Annotated in this window: 17 protein-coding genes; 7 read left to right on the forward strand and 10 right to left on the reverse strand. The window is 67.7% G+C overall.

The features are described 5' to 3' along the window. Positions 1-19: 19 nt before the first annotated feature. From AC56K1_RS02330 to AC56K1_RS02350, 5 genes are read left to right on the forward strand one after another with little or no spacing between them, the layout of a single operon-like run. Complete coding sequence (locus AC56K1_RS02330; RefSeq protein WP_497156223.1) at positions 20-2,404, forward strand: bifunctional salicylyl-CoA 5-hydroxylase/oxidoreductase; 2,385 nt, start codon at positions 20-22, stop codon at positions 2,402-2,404. Positions 2,405-2,430: 26 nt separating this feature from the next. Then, positions 2,431-3,285, forward strand: coding sequence for an enoyl-CoA hydratase family protein (locus AC56K1_RS02335; protein ID WP_497156224.1), 855 nt, complete (start codon positions 2,431-2,433; stop codon positions 3,283-3,285). 1 nt (position 3,286) lies between these two features. Further along, positions 3,287-4,453 carry an acyl-CoA dehydrogenase family protein gene (locus AC56K1_RS02340; RefSeq protein WP_497156225.1) on the forward strand — a complete coding sequence of 389 codons (1,167 nt, stop codon included), beginning with the start codon at positions 3,287-3,289 and terminating at the stop codon, positions 4,451-4,453. Next, positions 4,453-4,845 (forward strand): RidA family protein, encoded by a 393-nt coding sequence (locus tag AC56K1_RS02345; protein ID WP_497156629.1) that lies wholly within the window; start codon positions 4,453-4,455, stop codon positions 4,843-4,845. The genes AC56K1_RS02340 and AC56K1_RS02345 overlap by 1 nt, the downstream gene beginning before the upstream one ends. A gap of 58 nt (positions 4,846-4,903) precedes the next feature. Next, on the forward strand, positions 4,904-5,227 hold the full coding sequence (locus AC56K1_RS02350; protein ID WP_497156226.1) for a hypothetical protein: 324 nt from the start codon (positions 4,904-4,906) through the stop codon (positions 5,225-5,227). Positions 5,228-5,356: 129 nt separating this feature from the next. Here AC56K1_RS02350 and AC56K1_RS02355 read toward each other — a convergent pair whose 3' ends face one another. Further along, the gene (locus AC56K1_RS02355) at positions 5,357-7,597 is read right to left on the reverse strand and encodes a xanthine dehydrogenase family protein molybdopterin-binding subunit (protein ID WP_497156227.1); all 2,241 of its coding nucleotides are present in this window, start codon (positions 7,595-7,597) and stop codon (positions 5,357-5,359) included. Continuing rightward, on the reverse strand, positions 7,594-8,073 hold the full coding sequence (locus tag AC56K1_RS02360) for a (2Fe-2S)-binding protein (protein WP_497156228.1): 480 nt from the start codon (positions 8,071-8,073) through the stop codon (positions 7,594-7,596). Before AC56K1_RS02360 ends, AC56K1_RS02355 begins: the two co-directional genes overlap by 4 nt. A 196-nt stretch (positions 8,074-8,269) precedes the next feature. Here AC56K1_RS02360 and AC56K1_RS02365 point away from each other — a divergent pair, with 196 nt between their 5' ends. Further along, positions 8,270-10,282, forward strand: a complete 2,013-nt coding sequence (locus AC56K1_RS02365) for a diguanylate cyclase domain-containing protein (protein WP_497156229.1) — start codon at positions 8,270-8,272, stop codon at positions 10,280-10,282. A gap of 35 nt (positions 10,283-10,317) precedes the next feature. Here AC56K1_RS02365 and AC56K1_RS02370 read toward each other — a convergent pair whose 3' ends face one another. The 8 genes from AC56K1_RS02370 to AC56K1_RS02405 all read right to left on the reverse strand — a co-directional run bounded on the left by AC56K1_RS02370 (position 10,318) and on the right by AC56K1_RS02405 (position 16,281). Continuing rightward, positions 10,318-11,655, reverse strand: a complete 1,338-nt coding sequence (locus AC56K1_RS02370; protein WP_497156230.1) for an erythromycin esterase family protein — start codon at positions 11,653-11,655, stop codon at positions 10,318-10,320. A gap of 3 nt (positions 11,656-11,658) precedes the next feature. Then, on the reverse strand, positions 11,659-12,429 hold the full coding sequence (locus tag AC56K1_RS02375; protein WP_497156231.1) for a hypothetical protein: 771 nt from the start codon (positions 12,427-12,429) through the stop codon (positions 11,659-11,661). A gap of 66 nt (positions 12,430-12,495) precedes the next feature. Beyond that, positions 12,496-13,179 (reverse strand): phosphoribosyltransferase, encoded by a 684-nt coding sequence (locus tag AC56K1_RS02380; protein WP_497156232.1) that lies wholly within the window; start codon positions 13,177-13,179, stop codon positions 12,496-12,498. A 112-nt stretch (positions 13,180-13,291) separates the two neighbouring features. Further along, positions 13,292-13,762, reverse strand: coding sequence for an Hsp20/alpha crystallin family protein (locus tag AC56K1_RS02385; protein ID WP_497156233.1), 471 nt, complete (start codon positions 13,760-13,762; stop codon positions 13,292-13,294). Between the two features lie 195 nt (positions 13,763-13,957). After that, positions 13,958-14,800 (reverse strand): S-formylglutathione hydrolase, encoded by an 843-nt coding sequence (fghA, locus tag AC56K1_RS02390; protein WP_497156234.1) that lies wholly within the window; start codon positions 14,798-14,800, stop codon positions 13,958-13,960. 58 nt (positions 14,801-14,858) lie between these two features. Next, positions 14,859-15,461: a chromate transporter gene (locus AC56K1_RS02395; protein WP_497156235.1), complete on the reverse strand. Its 603-nt coding sequence runs from the start codon at positions 15,459-15,461 to the stop codon at positions 14,859-14,861. Next, on the reverse strand, positions 15,458-16,057 hold the full coding sequence (locus tag AC56K1_RS02400) for a chromate transporter (protein WP_497156236.1): 600 nt from the start codon (positions 16,055-16,057) through the stop codon (positions 15,458-15,460). Before AC56K1_RS02400 ends, AC56K1_RS02395 begins: the two co-directional genes overlap by 4 nt. Before the next feature lie 47 nt (positions 16,058-16,104). Further along, the gene (locus AC56K1_RS02405) at positions 16,105-16,281 is read right to left on the reverse strand and encodes a hypothetical protein (protein WP_171080816.1); all 177 of its coding nucleotides are present in this window, start codon (positions 16,279-16,281) and stop codon (positions 16,105-16,107) included. Positions 16,282-16,478: 197 nt separating this feature from the next. Between AC56K1_RS02405 and AC56K1_RS02410 the strand changes: the two genes are divergently transcribed. Then, positions 16,479-16,715, forward strand: a complete 237-nt coding sequence (locus AC56K1_RS02410) for a hypothetical protein (protein ID WP_497156237.1) — start codon at positions 16,479-16,481, stop codon at positions 16,713-16,715. Positions 16,716-16,727 lie beyond the last annotated feature (12 nt).

Genomic DNA, 16,727 nt, shown 5'->3' on the forward strand with positions numbered 1-16,727 from the left:
CACCAGAATGGGAGCGGTAATGAACATCGTGTGCGTTGGCGGCGGCCCTGCCGGCCTCTACTTCGGATTGCTCATGAAAAAGCGCCATCCGGACTACGCGGTCACCGTCGTGGAGCGCAACCGGGCCAGCGATACCTTCGGCTGGGGCGTCGTGTTTTCCGACCAGACGCTGGGCCACCTGGCCGGCGCCGACGAGGAGAGCGCGCGCGCCATCCTGCAGTCGTTCAACCACTGGGATGCGATCGATGTCCATTTCCGCGGACGCACCGTCAGCTCGGGAGGGCATGGCTTCTGCGGCATCGGCCGTCGGCGGCTCTTGAACCTGCTGCAGGAGCGCTGCGCCCAGCTCGGGGTGCGGCTCGAATTCGATACCGAGGTGCGCGACGAGGAAGCGCTGGCGCGCCAGTTCGGCGCCGACCTGGTGATTGCCTGCGACGGCGTCAACAGCGCCATCCGCAGCCGCCATCCCGAGGTATTCCAAGCCGAGGTCGAGCGCCGCCTGTGTCGCTTCGTCTGGCTCGGCACACGCAAGAAATTCGACGCCTTCACCTTTGCCTTCGAAGAAACCGAGCATGGCTGGTTCCAGGCCCACGCCTACCAGTACGACGGCGACACCTCGACCTTCATCATCGAGACGCTTGACTCGACCTGGCAGGCCGCCGGGCTGGAAGCGATGGAGCAGCCGGAAGCCCTGGCCTTCTGCGAGCGCCTGTTCGCGCGCTATCTCGACGGCCACGCGCTGATGGCCAATGCCGCCCACCTGCGCGGCCCGAACATGTGGATCCGCTTCCCACGCATCGCCTGCCGCCAGTGGGTGCATTGGAACGAGATCGACGGGCGTCGCGTGCCGGTCGTCCTGATGGGCGACGCCGCCCACACCGCCCATTTCTCGATCGGTTCCGGCACAAAACTGGCGCTGGAAGACGCGATCGAGCTGGCGCGCTGCCTGATTGACCCCAAGGCACCCCTGAAAGGCGCGCTCGCGGCCTATGAAGCGGCGCGCCGTATCGAAGTGCTCAAGCTGCAAAGCGCCGCGCGCAATTCGATGGAATGGTTCGAGAACGTGTCGCGCTATACCGCGATGCAGACCGAGCAGTTCGCCTATTCGCTCCTCACGCGCAGCCAGCGCCTGTCGCATGAAAACCTGCGTTTGCGTGATCCGGAATATGTCGGCGATTTCGAGCGCTGGTTTGCACAGCGGGCGGCGGAACAAGCCGGCATGCCGGCGCCACAGGTGCAGGTGCCGCCGATGTTCACGCCCTATAAAGTGCGCGGCCTGCTGCTCAAGAACCGGATCATCGTCTCGCCCATGGCCCAGTATTCGGCGGTGAATGGAACGGTGGGCGACTTCCACCTGGCGCACCTTGGCGCGCGGGCGCTGGGCGGCGCGGCGCTGGTCATGGCCGAGATGACCTGCGTATCAAGCGACGCCCGCATCACGCCCGGCTGCCCGGGGCTGTACGCGCCCGAGCACACGGCGGCTTGGCGCCGCATCGTCGACTTCGTGCATGCCAACAGCGACGCCAGGATCGGCGTGCAGCTTGGCCACGCGGGCGCCAAGGGCTCGACCCGGCCCATGTGGGACGGCATCGACCTGCCCCTCGACACCGGCAACTGGCCGCTGGTGTCGGCCTCCAGCCAGCAGTATTTGCAAGGCGTCTCGCAGGTGGCGCGCGAAGCGAGCCTGGCGGAGCTGGACGCGATCAAGGCCGCTTTTGTCAGCTCGGCGCGGGCGGCGTTCGATGCCGGCTTCGACTGGCTCGAGCTGCACTGCGCCCACGGCTATTTGCTGTCGAGTTTCATCTCGCCGCTGACCAACCGGCGCCAGGATGCCTATGGCGGCAGCCTGGAAAACCGCTGCCGCTATCCGCTCGAGGTGTTCGCCGCGATCCGCGCGGTATGGCCATCGGAACGCCCGATCAGCGTGCGCGTCTCGGCCCACGACTGGGTCGAGGGCGGGATCACGCCCGACGACGCGGTGGCCATGGGGCGCCTGTTCAAGCTTGCTGGAGCCGACATGATCGACTGCTCCTCGGGCCAGGTCAGCAAGGAAGAGCAGCCGGTATATGGCCGGATGTTCCAGACCCCGTTCGCCGACCGCATCCGCAACGAGGCCGGCATCCCGACCATCGCGGTCGGCTCGATCTACGAGGCCGACCACGTCAACGGCATCATCTCGGCCGGCCGCGCCGACCTGTGCGCGGTGGCGCGCCCGCACCTGGCCAACCCGGCCTGGACGCTGAACGAGGCCGCGCGCATCGGCTATACGGGTGCGGCCTGGCCGCGCCAGTACCGGCCGGCCAAGCTGCAGCTCGAGCGCAACCTCGAACGCGAGCGCCAGGTGCAGGCCGCGAATGCCGGCCTGTCGCCGCAGCAGCTGGCCGCGCGCCTGCTCGAGGGTTGAACGACATTTTTTCAGGAGTACACCGCATGCATTACCTACCGGGCGAATCGCACCGGCTGCCGGGAGGCCGCGCCAGCCTCGCCGCATACCAGTCGACCCATTTCCAGTTTGCCGTAGAGGACAAGGTGGCCACCATTACCTTGAACCGGCCGGAGCGCAAGAACCCGCTCACCTTCGAGTCCTATGCCGAACTGCGCGACCTGTTCCGCGCCCTGGCCTACGCCGACGACGTCAAGGCGGTGGTCATCACCGGCGCCGGCGGGAATTTCTGCTCGGGCGGCGACGTGCACGAGATCATCGGGCCGCTGACCAAACTCGACATGCCCGGGCTGCTGGCCTTTACCCGCATGACGGGCGACCTGGTCAAGGCCATGCGCGCCTGCCCGCAGCCGATCGTGGCCAGCGTGGACGGCGCCTGCGCCGGCGCGGGGGCGATCCTGGCGCTGTCCTCGGACATCCGCTACGGCACCGCGCGCAGCCGCACCGCCTTCCTGTTCACTCGCGTCGGCCTGGCCGGCTGCGACATGGGCGCCTGCGCGCTGCTGCCGCGCGTGATCGGCCAGGGCAGGGCGTCGGAACTGCTCTACACCGGACGCGCGATGAAGGGGGATGAAGCCGAGCGCTGGGGCTTTTTCAACCGCCTGTGCGAGCCGGGCGACGTGCTGGCGGAAGCGCAAGCGTTTGCGCTCGTTCTCGCGAAGGGCCCGACCTTCGCCCACGGCATGACCAAGAAGATGCTGCAGCAGGAGTGGAACATGGGCGTGGACGAGGCGATCGAAGCCGAGGCGCAGGCGCAGGCGATCTGCATGGCGACCAACGACTTCCACCGCGCCTACCACGCCTTCGTGGCGAAGGAACAACCAGGCTTCGAGGGAGATTGAGATGGCGGACCGCGACTACCTCGACTGGCCTTTCTTCGAGCCGCGCCACCGCAACTTGGTGCTCGAACTCGATGCCTGGGCCGGTGAACACCTCACCCATGCGCACGGGCGCGACGTCGATGCCGCTTGCCGGGCGCTGGTGGCCCTGCTCGGGAGCGGCGGCTGGCTGCGCCATGCGATTGGCGGCCCAGGCAATGCCATCGACACCCGCGCCATTTGCCTGATCCGCGAAACCCTCGCGCGCCACGCGGGCCTGGCCGATTTCGCCTTTGCCATGCAGGGGCTGGGCAGCGGTGCGATTTCCCTGTTCGGCTCCACAGCCCAGCAGGACGCCTGGCTGCCGCGCGTGGCCGCGGGCGAGGCGATCGCGGCCTTTGCCCTGTCCGAGCCGCAGGCCGGGTCCGACGTCGCGGCGATGCAGTGCGCCGCGCGACTGATTGGGGACAGCTATGTGCTCGATGGCGAGAAGACCTGGATCTCGAACGGCGGCATCGCCGATTTCTATGTCGTCTTTGCCCGTACCGGCGACGGCGGCGGCGAGGGCGGGCGCGGCTCGAAGGGTATTTCCGCCTTCATCGTCGAAGCCGATGCCCCCGGCCTCACGATCGCCGAACGCATCGAGGTCATCGCCCCGCATCCGCTGGCGCGCCTGCGCTTCGACGGCTGCCGCGTGCCGGTGTCGATGCGCATCGGCGAGGAAGGACAGGGCTTCAAGGTGGCGATGGCCACGCTCGACGTGTTCCGCACCTCGGTGGCGGCGGCCAGCCTCGGGTTTGCCCGCCGCGCGCTGGACGAAGCCTTGAAACGTGCGAAGGAGCGTGCGATGTTCGGCAAGACACTCAGCGACTTCCAGCTCACCCAGGCCAAGCTGGCCCAGATGGCAACCGGCATCGACGCCGCGGCGCTGCTCACTTACCGCGCTGCGTGGATGCGGGACCAGGGCAAGCGCGTGACGAAAGAAGCGGCGATGGCCAAGCTCACCGCCACCGAAACGGCGCAACAGGTCATCGACGCGGCCGTGCAGATGTTCGGCGGCCAGGGCGTGGTCAGCGGCGAAACCGTCGAGACGCTTTACCGCGAGATCCGCGCGCTGCGCATCTACGAAGGCGCGAGCGAGGTGCAGCTGCTGATCATCGCGCGCGAACTCTTGGCCGGAGCGGGCAAATGATGGAGATCCTGCAACCGCCGGGCTGGCCGCGCCCGAAAGGATATGCCAACGGCGTCGCCGCCAGCGGCCGCCAGGTCTACGTCAGCGGCATGATCGGCTGGGATGCGGATGGCCGCTTCCAGACCGACGACTTCGTCGGCCAGGCGCGCCAGGCGCTGGAGAATGTCGTGGCCGTGCTGCGTGAGGCCGATGCCGGGCCCGAGCACATCGTGCGCATGACCTGGTATGTGCTCGACCGCGGCGAATACCTCGGCGCGGGTGCGGCGCTCGGCGCGGCCTACCGCGACGTGATCGGACGCAACTATCCGGCCATGAGCGCGGTGCAGGTCGCCGGGTTGATGGAAGAGCGGGCGCGGGTAGAGATCGAGGTCACGGCCGTCGTCCCGGACTGAGCGCCGGGTCACCGGCGTTTCTGCTACCGTGGCTGCAAGAGGAATCGATGGAGCAGCCATGAACCAGCAGATCGTACGGGTAATCGAAAACTTCGAAGACGCCGAGCGCGCCCGGCAAGCCTTGCTCGACGCCGGCTTCGACCGCGAGGGGATCGAGATCAGCCATACCGGCGACGAGGCCGGACCGTCGGAAGCCAATTTTACGGTGGGCGATTCACCAAAGGTGAAGGGCGGGACGGACTACAAGGACGTGTACACGCCGGGGCTGGAGATCGGCAAGTGCGTGATCACGATTACGGGGAACGAGCAGCAACTCGAGCATGCGGCGTCGATACTGGACTATCACGGGGCGAAGGATAACGATCCGGCGCACCGGCACTGACGTCAGGTCAGAGTTGGACCGTAGGTGGGCAAGGTCCTTGCCCACGCGTTCAGGCGACGCTTGCTTTAATTGAACGCGTGGGCAGAATCTGCCCACCCTACGGGTTTCGACATCAGCCCGCCGGCGTCCTCAACTCCAGCTCAAATCCGTCTTGCTCAGCGGAAGCTGACGCACCCGCTTGCCCGTCGCGGCAAAAATCGCATTGCACACGGCCGGCGCCAGCGGCGGCAGGGATGGCTCGCCCAGCCCGGTCACCGGGTTCGCCGTCTTGATGAAATGGGTCTCGATCTTCGTCGGCGCATCCGGCATGCGCAGCAGGCCGTAATCGTGGAAGTTGCTTTGCACGACGCGCCCACCCTCGATAGTCAGCTCCGGGAACATCAGAGTCGACAGCCCATCGATCACCGAGCCCTCGACCTGGTTCTCGGCGCCCGACAGGTTGACGATCTGGGCGCCGATGTCGGCCGCCACCACCACCCGGTCCACCTTCAGCTTGCCGTCGCGCGAGACGGTGACTTCGGCCACCTGGGCCACGTAGCCGCGGTGGCTGAAGTGGAAGGCGATGCCGGCGCCCTGGCCGCGCGGGAAGCTGCGCTTGCCCCAGCCGGCGCGCTGGGCCACTTCCTGCAGCACGTGGCGCATGCGCTTGACGTCATAGGCCAGCCCGCGCTCGACGGTGGCCGGCATCAGGTCCTTGTCGCCCAGCAGATCGAGGCGGAAGGCCAGCGGGTCGCGGCCGGCCGCGTGGGCCAGCTCGTCGATGAAGCTGTGGAAGACCCAGGAGAACACGCAGCTGCCGGGCGCTCGCCATGGACCCATCGGGATGCGGCATTCGAGCAGGGTCTGCTCGAGCTGGCAGTTGGCCAGCCAGCGTCCGGGGAATTCGTCGGCGGACAGGCTGGCGCCGCTGCCCGGCTGCAGCACGCTTTTCCCCTCGCGCTCGATGCGGTTGGCGAAGCTGACGAAATGGTTGTGCCATGCCACCGGCTTGCCGGCGGCATCGACCCCGCCGCGCAGGAAGTGGAAGCCGCCCGGACGGAAGTGGTCGTGCTGCAGGTCGTCCTCGCGGGTCCAGGTGAGCTTGACCGGGGCCGCGACCTTGCGCGCGATGGCGGTGGCTTCGACGATGAAGTCCGAGCTCAGGCGTCGGCCGAAACCGCCGCCGCTGCGGATGATGTGCAGGACAATCTTTTCCTTCGGGATGCCGAAGGTGGTTGTCACGAGTGCCTGGCCCGAACCGGGGTTCTGGGTCGGCGCCCACAGTTCCAGCAAGCCGTCTTCCGGCTTGAACCAGGCGGTGCAGTTCTGCGGCTCCATGCTGGCATGCGAGATGAAGGGATAGCTGTAGGACGCTTCCACCACCTTGGCGGCGCCCGCGAGCGCGCCGGCGACGTCGCCGTCCTTGCGCACGACGGCAGTGCCGGCCTGCTTCGACGCCGCCCGGGCCTGGGCGGCAAAACCCGCCCAGCTATGACCGGCGCCTTCGCCTTCGTCCCACTTCACGTCCAGCGCGCGGCGCGCGCGGATCGCCGCCCAGGTCGAGGTGGCGACGATCGCCACGCCCGGGCGCAGCCCGTTCAAATTCGGCGTGCCTTCGACGATGAAGGCATCCTTCACGCCCGGCATGGCCTTGATCGCATCCAGGTTGGCGCTCAGCGGCTTGCCCCCGAAGACCGGACATTTGGCATACACCGCGTACAGCATGCCGGGCAGGCGCACGTCGATGCCGAACAGCGGCTGGCCGCTCACGATGGCTGCGTTGTCGACGCCGCCGATGCGCTTGCCCAGCAGGGTGAAGGTCGACGGGTCTTTCAGCACCACTAGCGAAGCGTCGGGTACGGGCAGCTTGGAGGCAGCTTCCGCCAGCGCGCCGTAGCCGAGGCGGCGCCTGGTCGGACCGTGGAGGACGGCGCCGGCGCTGGCGCTGCATTCGCCGACGGGCACGCCCCAGGTAATTGCCGCGGCCTGCACCAGCATCGTGCGCGCTGTGGCCCCTAAACGGTGGAAATTCTCGTAATTGGTCGGGGTCGAGGTCGAGCCACCGGCGCCTTGCGGTCCGTAGCGGGCCGTATCCAGGTCGCCCTGCACGATGCGCACGTTCTTCCAGTCGACCTCGAGTTCTTCCGCGATCACCATCGGCAACGAGGTCTTGATGCCCTGGCCGATTTCCGGCTGCTTCGAGGTCAAGGTCACGCGGCCGTCGCGGCCGATGCGGATGAAGGCGTTGGGCACGAAATCCGGCGCGTCGGCCGCGCGTGCGCTTGCACCCAGCGCGCCGTCGGCCGACATGCCGAGCATGAAGGCGCCAGTAGCGGCGCTGGTGCGCAGGAAGCTGCGGCGCGCGGGAGAAAGGGGAGTGGCGCGGATCATTTCTTGCCCTTTCCGGTGACCGCGATCTCGGCGGCGCGATGGATGCCGGCGCGGATGCGGGTATAGGTCGCGCAGCGGCACAAATTGCCCGCCATCGCCTCGTCGATCTGGGCGTCGGTCGGCTTCGGGTGCTGCTGGAGCAGGTGGCAGGCGCTCATGATCTGGCCCGACTGGCAGTAGCCGCACTGCGGCACGTCGAGTTCCTGCCAGGCCTGCTGCAGCGGGTGTTGGGCTTTCGCGTCCAGGCCCTCGATGGTGGTGATCTTCCCCTTGCCCAGGCCGGAGACCGGCATCAGGCAGGAGCGCGTGGGCACGCCGTCGATGTGGACGGTGCAGGCGCCACACTGGCCCATGCCGCAACCGTACTTGGTGCCGACCAGGCCAAGCGTATCGCGCAGCGCCCACAGCAGCGGGGTATCGGGCTCGAGGTCGACCGCCTGGGTCTTGCCGTTGATGTGGAGCTGGTATTTACTCATGGCGGTTTCCAATGGGTACGGGGAATCCGACATGCTAATCGAAAATGTCGTAGCTCAACAGTGGCAGCGGCGGATGGGAGGCTGGAATGTGGCGAAACCATGCAAGGTCGGGGGCGAGTTGCAGTGCGGAATCATGATACAAGGGCGGCAGGGATATGTAATACTTTGTCATCTAGAGGTCAGTTAACTCATTATTGTGCCCACCGGTTCGCGCTTCTCGTCGGCCAACCTCAAGCTCCGCCTTGCCTGCGTGGCTGCGGTGCTGGTGTTCGCCGCCACACTCCTCGTCACGCTGTCCACCCTGTCGGTGGCCGAGCGCGGCATGAAGGGCGTGATCGGCGACCAGCAATACACCCTGCTATCGGGCGCCGCCTCGTTCATGGACGACCGCCTGGCCGAGCGCCTGCGCCAGGTCGATGCGCTGGCGGCCGGCATCCCGCCCCGCGTCCGCACCGACTGGAACGCGCTGCGTGCCTATCTGGCCGAGCAGCTGCGCCTGTGGGGCGCCGACCAGTACTTGAACATCGTCATCTTCGACGCCGGCGGCGAGCTACGCCTGTCCACGCGCCCGCTGCCCGCCCAGGCCCTGCTCAATGCGCGCGGCACCGATTATTTCGAGCAGGTGCGGGCCAACCGGAAGAGCATGATCTCGCGCCCCATTCGCAGCCGGCTGACGGGCAGCCACATCGTGATCTTCAGTGCGCCCCTGTTCGATGCGGCAGGCGAGGTCGACGCGGTGCTGACGGCCAGCGTCGACCTGCGCCGCTCCGGCTTCCTGCGCCAGATCGGCAGCCTCAAGCCGGGCAAGACCGGCTACCTGTTCCTGATGACAGCCGACGGCGTGATCATCGACCATCCGGACGAAACCCGCGTGTTCCAGCATGTCGGCAGCGTGCCCGGCGTGAATCGCGGCACCGAGCGCGCCCTCGACGGCTTCGAAGGCTGGCTGGAAACGCCCGGCAAGGATGGGGTGGAAGCGATCTATACCTACAAGCGCCTGCGCACGACCAAATGGATCCTGGCCGCGCGCTACCCGACCGCCGAAGCCTTCGCGCCCATGATCGCCATGCGCCACAGCGCCTTCTTCAGCGCCGGCGGGCTGGCGCTGGCGGCCGGGCTGCTGGCCTGGGTGCTGGTGTTCCAGCTGCTTGCGCCGCTGCAGGTGCTGCGCGACAGCGTGGTCTCGATCCGCGACGACGGCACCGGTATCGACGTGCTGCGCGACGGCCGCCAGGACGAGATCGGGGAACTCGGGCGGGCCTTCCACGCGCTGATGGCCGAGCGCGAGCGCGCCGAGAGCGGGCGCGCCGCCAGCGAAAAGCGGCTGCGGCTCATTGCCGACAACCTGCCTGTGCTGATTTCGTACATCGACCGCAAGCATTGCTTCCGTTTCGGGAATGCCACCTACGAAAAATGGTTCGGCGTCGCGCCCGACCAGATGGACGGCATGCCGGTGGCGCAGCTGCTGGGCGAGGAAGTCGCGCGCGAGATCCATCCGCACCTGGAAGACGCCTTCACTGGACGCCCCGTCACCCACGAGATCCGCATCGCGCTGCGCGGCGAGCCGCGCACCCTGCAGGCCACCTATATCCCCGACCTGCAGCCGGACGGCAGCGTGGCCGGCATCTATGCGCTGGTGCACGACATGACCCATGTGAAGGAGGTCGAGGAGCAGTTGCTGCAGCTGGCGCGGGTCGATACCCTGACCGGCATCGCCAACCGCCGCATGTTTGGCGAGGCGCTGCACCATGCCCTCGACCGCGCCCGCCGCAGCAGCAAGCCGCTGGCCCTGGCCTATCTCGACATCGACCACTTCAAGAAGATCAACGACACCCATGGCCACGGCGTGGGCGACGAGGTCTTGAAGGAATTCGCGCGGCGCCTGAGCGCCGGGGTGCGCGCCACCGACACCGCGGCGCGCCTGTCGGGTGACGAATTCGTCGTCATCCTCGAAGAAATCGGCAGCCGTGCGGAGGCCGAGCACACCGCGGCCAAGATCGTCGAAGGCATGCGCCTGCCGTTTCGCACCAGCGCCGGCCTGCTGAAGGTCTCGACCAGCGTCGGCATAGCGCTGTCGCAGACGCGCCAGACGCAGGAGCAGTTGCTGGCGGCGGCCGATAGCGCGCTGTATGCGGCCAAGGGGAAGGGGCGGGATGGGTATGCGTTTTTTGAGGGTGAGGAGCACTTAAGCGCCGACGGTAACCCGTAGGGTGGGCGGCTGCCCTTATTCGGCGTGATTTTTCCTTACAAACCCTGCGGATACGTCTCCGGGGGCTCGCCCGAATGCCAGCCGCCGGTCGCATCCAGCGGCGTCACGGCACTGGTGCGGTCGATGTGGATCACGGCGTCGAACTGGCGCGGCAGCTGGGCCATGAAGTAGTGGCTCTGGCGCTCGCTGCGCGGCAAATAGAGCACGCCGATGGCGCGCTCCAGGCGCTCGTCCATCAGCAGGTCGCGCGCCGCCCCTGGCGTGCGCAGCGGCAGGAAGAAGCGCTCGGGTCCCACGCTGTGCAGCAGGTGCTCGTAGCTGCCCGCCATGCCCGGACGCACATGCTTGTGCAGGGCCGGGCCGTCCCATTCGGAGGCCGCGGTCACCCGCCCGTCGTAGGTGGTGAAGCCGATCAGGCAGGCATCAACCCCATAGGCCTTGCGCGCCAGTTCGCCGACATTCCATTCGCCCTGGCGACCGATCTCGGTGGCGCGCGCGTCGCCGATATGCGAGTTGTGCTCCCACACGACGATCTTGGCCGGCTTGCCCTCGCGCGAGAGGTGGCGCGCCAGGGCGTCGAGGGTTTCGGCCATGTGGCTGTCGCGCAGGTTCCAGGACGAGATGCGGCCCTTGAACATGGTGCGGTAGTACTCTTCGGCGTTCTTCACCAGCCGGGCATTTTGCTGGGCGTAGAAAAAGGCGTCTTCGGCATTGGCGCCGTCGGCCTGCATGTAGTCGAAAGCGCGCTGCTGCAGTTCCTGCAACGTGGCCTGCACGCCCTGGTGGCAGGATTCGGACAGCCCGACCGCGGCGGCATAGCCATACTGCTGGCTGTCCTCGCCATACTGGTCGAAGCAGGCGTAGCGGCGGCGCGTCTCCTGCGCGGCCACCGGGTCGACGACCTCGAGGTAGCGCAGCACTTCCTGGATCGAGGTGAACAGGCTGTACAGGTCGAGGCCATAGAAACCGGCCTTGGCCCCAGGCGTAGCGTCATTGCGCTGCCTTAGCCACTCGACAAAGTTCAGTACAGAGGTATTGCGCCACATCCAGGCTGGGAAGCGCTCGAATCCCGATAAGGCCGCGCGTCCGTCGGCATCCTGGCCTTCGGCGCGCACGTAGCGGTTGACGCGCCAGGCATCGGGCCAGTCGGCTTCGACGGCGACCGCCGTGAAGCCTTTTTCCTCGATCAGGCGCTGGGTGATGCGGGCCCGTTCGTCGTAGAACTCGGCCGTGCCGTGGGTGGCTTCGCCCAGCAGCACGAAGCGCGCGTCGCCGACCAGGTCGAGCAGCGGATCGTAGTCGCCGGCGCTACCTGTGAGCGGATGCGCCGCCGCGCGGATCACACCAAGGTCATGGTCGGTGACGGACGCCATGGCTCAGTGCAGGTAGCGGTTGCCCTGTTCCGTGCCGGCCGGGACGAAAGGCGCCGATTCGCCCTCGTCGGTGGCGCCGCGCGCCGTGGTGCTGACTTTATAGGTCTGGGTGCCGGCGCCGCGCGCGAGCAGGTAGATGCCGGCCAGTCCGACCAGCAGCGCCGCCGGCTTGCGCCGCACCAGTCCGAGCAGCCCGACCATGCCGCCGCCCAGCAGCGCCGGATTGGTACCGCGCGAGCCGCTCAGGCTGTCCAGCATGCCTTGCAACATCTGCGACAGGCCGCTGGAGCGCTCGTGGGTGGACAGGTCGCGGCTGTCCTGGTGCTTGCGGTCGCGGTACTGGCGATCCACATAATGGCGGTCGGACTCGTAGCTGTTGCGGCCGGCGGCCGACAGCTCGCGGCTGGAACTGGACTTGTCGCGGGCGCGGCCCGCTTCGTGCTCGATGCGCCGGCTGGCCTGCTGCGCGCTGTGCTGGGCACGCTCGAGCAGGGGAGCAGCCTCGGCCTGCAGACGGTCGGCGCCGCGCGAGAGTGCGCTGGCGGCGCTGTCCTTGAGCTCGACCAGGCGCTCGCCGGCATTGTGCAGGGCGTGGTCAACGCTCGCGCCGGTGCGGGCGCCCGCATCGCGCACCACCGACACCGCATGCGCACGGCGTGCGCGGCCGCGCTCCGGATCGAGCACATACATCAGCAGCGCACCCGCGGCGGCTGCACCCAGCCATTTGCCCACGTTGCCTACATCGGTTGCCGTTTCGGTTGGAATTGGTTTCATGTGTGCTCCTTTCTGTTGTTCTGATTGTCGTCCTGGGCTTGCCCTGTTTCGCCAGCCAATGTCTCGCTAGCTCGTGTTTTGCTTGCCATGCGCGGCGGGCTGTGCCCATGCCTGCGCCAGCAGGTCCTGCACTTCTTCGTCTTCGGTCTGGCCGAAATGGCGGTAATACTGACCGACCGCGTGAAAGCGCGGAGGAGCCAGCGGGCAGACCACTTCGTCCGCCTCTTGTTCCAGCAGCTGCAGCGTGTCGGGCGCGCCGACCGGTGCGGCCACGACCAGGCGCGCTAGCCGGTGCTTGCGTACCACCTGCACCGCCGCCAGCATGCTGGCCCCGGTGGCGATGCCGTCGTCGACCAGGATCACGCAGCGGCCCTCTAACCGGGGCGGGGGCCGCGCGCCGCGGTAGCGCAGCTCGCGCCTGGCGAGTTCGGCCAGCTCGCGTTGGGTCACCTGCTCGACCTGTTCCTGCGTGACGCCCATCAGCCCGGGCACGCCGGCCTGCAGGACACGCACGCCGCCACTGCCGACCGCGCCCATCGCGTATTCCTCGTGGTGGGGCATGCCCAGCTTGCGCACCAGCAGCACGTCGAGTTCGGCGCCGAGCGCCTGGGCGACTTCGAAGGCGACCGGCACGCCGCCGCGCGGCAGGCCCAGTACGATGGGGTCGCCTTGTCCGGCAAGGTGGTGCAGCCTGCGCGCCAACTGCTTGCCGGCATGGGTGCGGTCTTTATAGTCTTCGGTTTCCAGCATGGTGCAGCGAACGAAAACTGAAACAGCATCTACCGGACCACAGCGCGCCGCGGCAGGGCGCCGCAGCGCGAATCATGGACCTGCCGCCGGCGCCCGCCTGCCGGCGAAGCGCTCATTGGATGGTCAGCCGGCGTGCTTCCGTGCCCTGCTTTTTCGGCAGGCTCAGCTGCAGTACGCCGTTCTCGAGTTTTGCCTGCGCCATGGTGTCGTCCACCTCGGTGGGCAGGGCAAAGCTGCGCATGAACCTCGTTGCGGTGCGTTCAGCATACACCACGGTTTCGCCCTCGCGGCGTTCGTTTGCCTTGCGGCATTCCGCCTCGATCGTGATGCGCTGGCCGTCGACCGAGACCTTCACATCCTCCTTCTCCACGCCCGGCAGTTCGGCCTGGATTTCAAAGGACTTCTCGGTTTCCTTGACGTCCAGGCGGGGCGCCAGGGCGCCGTCGCTGCTCCATTGCTGGCCCGCTGCCAGCGGGGCAAAAAAATCCTGGAACATGCTTTCGACCATGCGTTCGAAGCCTTCCTCGACCGGGTTCTGGCGGTAGGCCTGAAGCGCAGGGTTGGCTCTCCTGATGAGATTCATGATGGCCTCCTTGGATGAAATCGATGGGATTGCCGGGCGGTGCCGGCAATGTATTTATAGGGCAGGGAGCAGGCCTTTTCAAGCAGGCCGGGCCGCGCAGGCCGGGCCGCGCAGGCCGGGCCGCACTGGCCGGACAGGTTGTGGGGGAGGAAAGCGCCTCGGGCGGCGGGGCCGGCCGGGCCTGGACGAACGCGCTCAGCCAAGCTGGCGGCGATGGAAGCGCAGGTGGTCTTCGATGAAAGTCGAGATGAAGTAATAGCCGTGGTCATAGCCCGCATGGCGGCGCAGCTCGAGCGGCTGGCCGGCCCGGGCGCAGGCCTCTTCGAAAGCGTCCGGATAGAGCTGCTCGGCCAGGAATTTGTCCGCCAGGCCCTGGTCGACCAGGATCCCGCCGGGGAAGGGCGCCGTGCTCATGCCGGCCATCAGCTCGGTGGCGTCGTACTGGCGCCAGAGGCTTTCATCGGCGCCGAGATAGCCGCCAAACGCCTTCTTGCCCCAGGGGCAGCGCGTCGGGGCGGCGATCGGTGCGAAGGCCGACACCGAGCGGAACTGCCCGGGATGGCGCAACGCCATCATCAAGGCCCCATGCCCGCCCATCGAATGGCCGAAGATGCCGACCCGCGCCGGGTCCGCCGGCAGGTTCGCCAGCACCAGTTCGCGCAGTTCCAGGATGTGGCTGTACATGCGGTAGTGGCGTGACCAGGGTTCCTGGACGGCGTCGACATAAAAACCGGCGCCCGCGCCGAAGTCCCAGCTGTCGGTTTCGCCCGGCACGCCGGCGCCGCGCGGGCTGGTGTCGGGGGCGACCAGGATCAGGCCTTCCTGCGCCGCCACCCGCTGGGCGCCGGCCTTGGTCATGAAGGTCTCTTCGGTGCAGGTCAGGCCGGCGAGGTAGAACAGAACAGGCAGGCGCTTGCCCTCGGCGCCGGGCGGCAGGTAGACCGAAAAACGCATCGGCAGGCCGATGGCTTCCGACTCAAAGGAGTAAAAACGCTGGAGGCCGCCGAAGCAGGCGTGTTCATTGAGGAGCGTGAGCATGGGATCGTCTGGAATGGGCAATGACGCAAGTATGCCTTTCAGCGCCCCGGCTTGCCAGTCAGACGAATCCGAGCGCGCCGAGCAGGGCGCCGGCAGCCAGCATCCACAGCAGGTGCAGGCGGGTGCGCCAGACGACCAGGCAGCTGGTGGCGGCCAGCAGCCAGAGCGGCCAGCTGTCGTGGTCGCGGCCGGCGGTGGCCAGCAGCCAGCTGGTGGCCAGCAGCATCGCAATCACCAGCGGCGCCATGCCCTGCTTGAAGGCGCGCACCGCGCGCAGCTCGCGGTTGCGGTGGCCCCATTGCGCGACGTGGTAAGTAAAGATGGTGGAGGGCAGCATGATGCCGAACATGGTCACCGCCACGCCCGCGAAGGCCGCGGACAGGCTGCCCGTGTTCAGGCCCACGTGCCAGCCCATCAGCGCGACGAACAGCACGTTGGGACCGGGCGCGGCCTGGGCCAGCGCGATCGAATCGGAGAACTGCGCCTGGCTCAACCAGCCCTTGTCCTCGACCAGGTAGCGGTGCATGTCGGAGGTGGTCGAGATCGCGCCGCCGAGTGACATCAGCGACAGCATCATGTAGTGGGCGAACAGGCTGAGCCAATCGTTCCAGCCCAGCACGAGGTGAGGAGCCAGCTGGGTACCCAGTTGCGCTGCGCTCATGACCGCAGCCCGCGCCAGGCCAGCACGCAGCCCAGCCCGCCCAGCGCCGGCAGCACCCAGACCAGCGGCACCCGCAGCCAGGCCAGCAGCACGAAGCCGGCAAGCGTAATGGCGATGCACCAGGGCAGGGGCACCGGACTCTTCGCCAGCGCGCCGGTGAGCTTGAGCCCGACGGCGGCGATCATGCCGGCCGACACCGCCGCCATGCCGCGCAGCGCGCCCGCCACCGCAGGAAGATCCGCAAAACGCGCATGCAGCGCCGCCAGCAGCAGCACCACGACCAGCGGCAGCGCGATCATGCCGGCGATCGCCGTCAGGGCGCCGGCCAGGCCGAACCAGCGCGCGCCGATCATCATCGCCAGGTTGACCACGTTCGGTCCGGGCATGATCTGCGCAACCGCCCAGTCTTCGATGAATTCCTCGTGCGTCAGCCAGCGCTTGCGCTCGACGATCTCGCGCTGCACGACCGGGAGCACGCCACCGAAGCCCTGCAGGGCCAGCAGCGTGAAGGAAACGAACAGGTCGCCCAGCGAACGGGGGCGCGGCCGGGCGGAGGGCTGCGCACCGGCGGGAAGGTCGGGAAGCGGGGCGGTCATCCCGGCATTATCGCGGGGTTGCGCCGGGACTGTCCACGTGCGCCCCGTCAGCCTCCGCCGATACCGCGCATGACCTTGCCGCTGCCGCCGCAGTTGGAGCAGGGCTTGCCGTCGGACAGCTTGCCGCTGCCGGCGCAGGCTTCGCAGACGTCTTCGCCGGCGCCGGGGGTGCCGGGTTCGGCTTCGTCGCCGGGATTCAGGTCGGGGTCGGGATGCGTGCTCATGGGATCCTCGCGGAGTGGTGGTTGGCGCGGCCATTGTAGGCGGCAGCTGGAAGCGGTGGCGCAGCGCTGCACCAGTTCGAGGGACCAAGCACAAAATTGTATAGGGGTGTTTGATTCAGGTCTGATATTGACATTGTCCCGGCTTCGACCATACTCCGTGCAGCACACCGTCTTTAGCCAGAAAGGCCAGGCGCACGATGGATCCACACCGCAATCCGCCCCTCACTCCCGACGGGGCTGCCGGCGCCGTCGATGCCCGACACGATCTGCGCCAGCGCGACATCGTGGACGACGCCTTGTCCCTGATGCATGCGGTCGGCACCCTGTCCGCGCTCGAATACCTCAAGTCGCACGCCGTCGAAGGGCGCGTCATTGCGCGGGTGCTGCTCGAACCGTCCAGGCGGCGCAGCCAGCGCGGATTCGCGGCCGCCTGAGCAGTTCCAGGT

It is taken from the genome of Telluria sp. ZB4P37 (genome assembly GCF_059685855.1).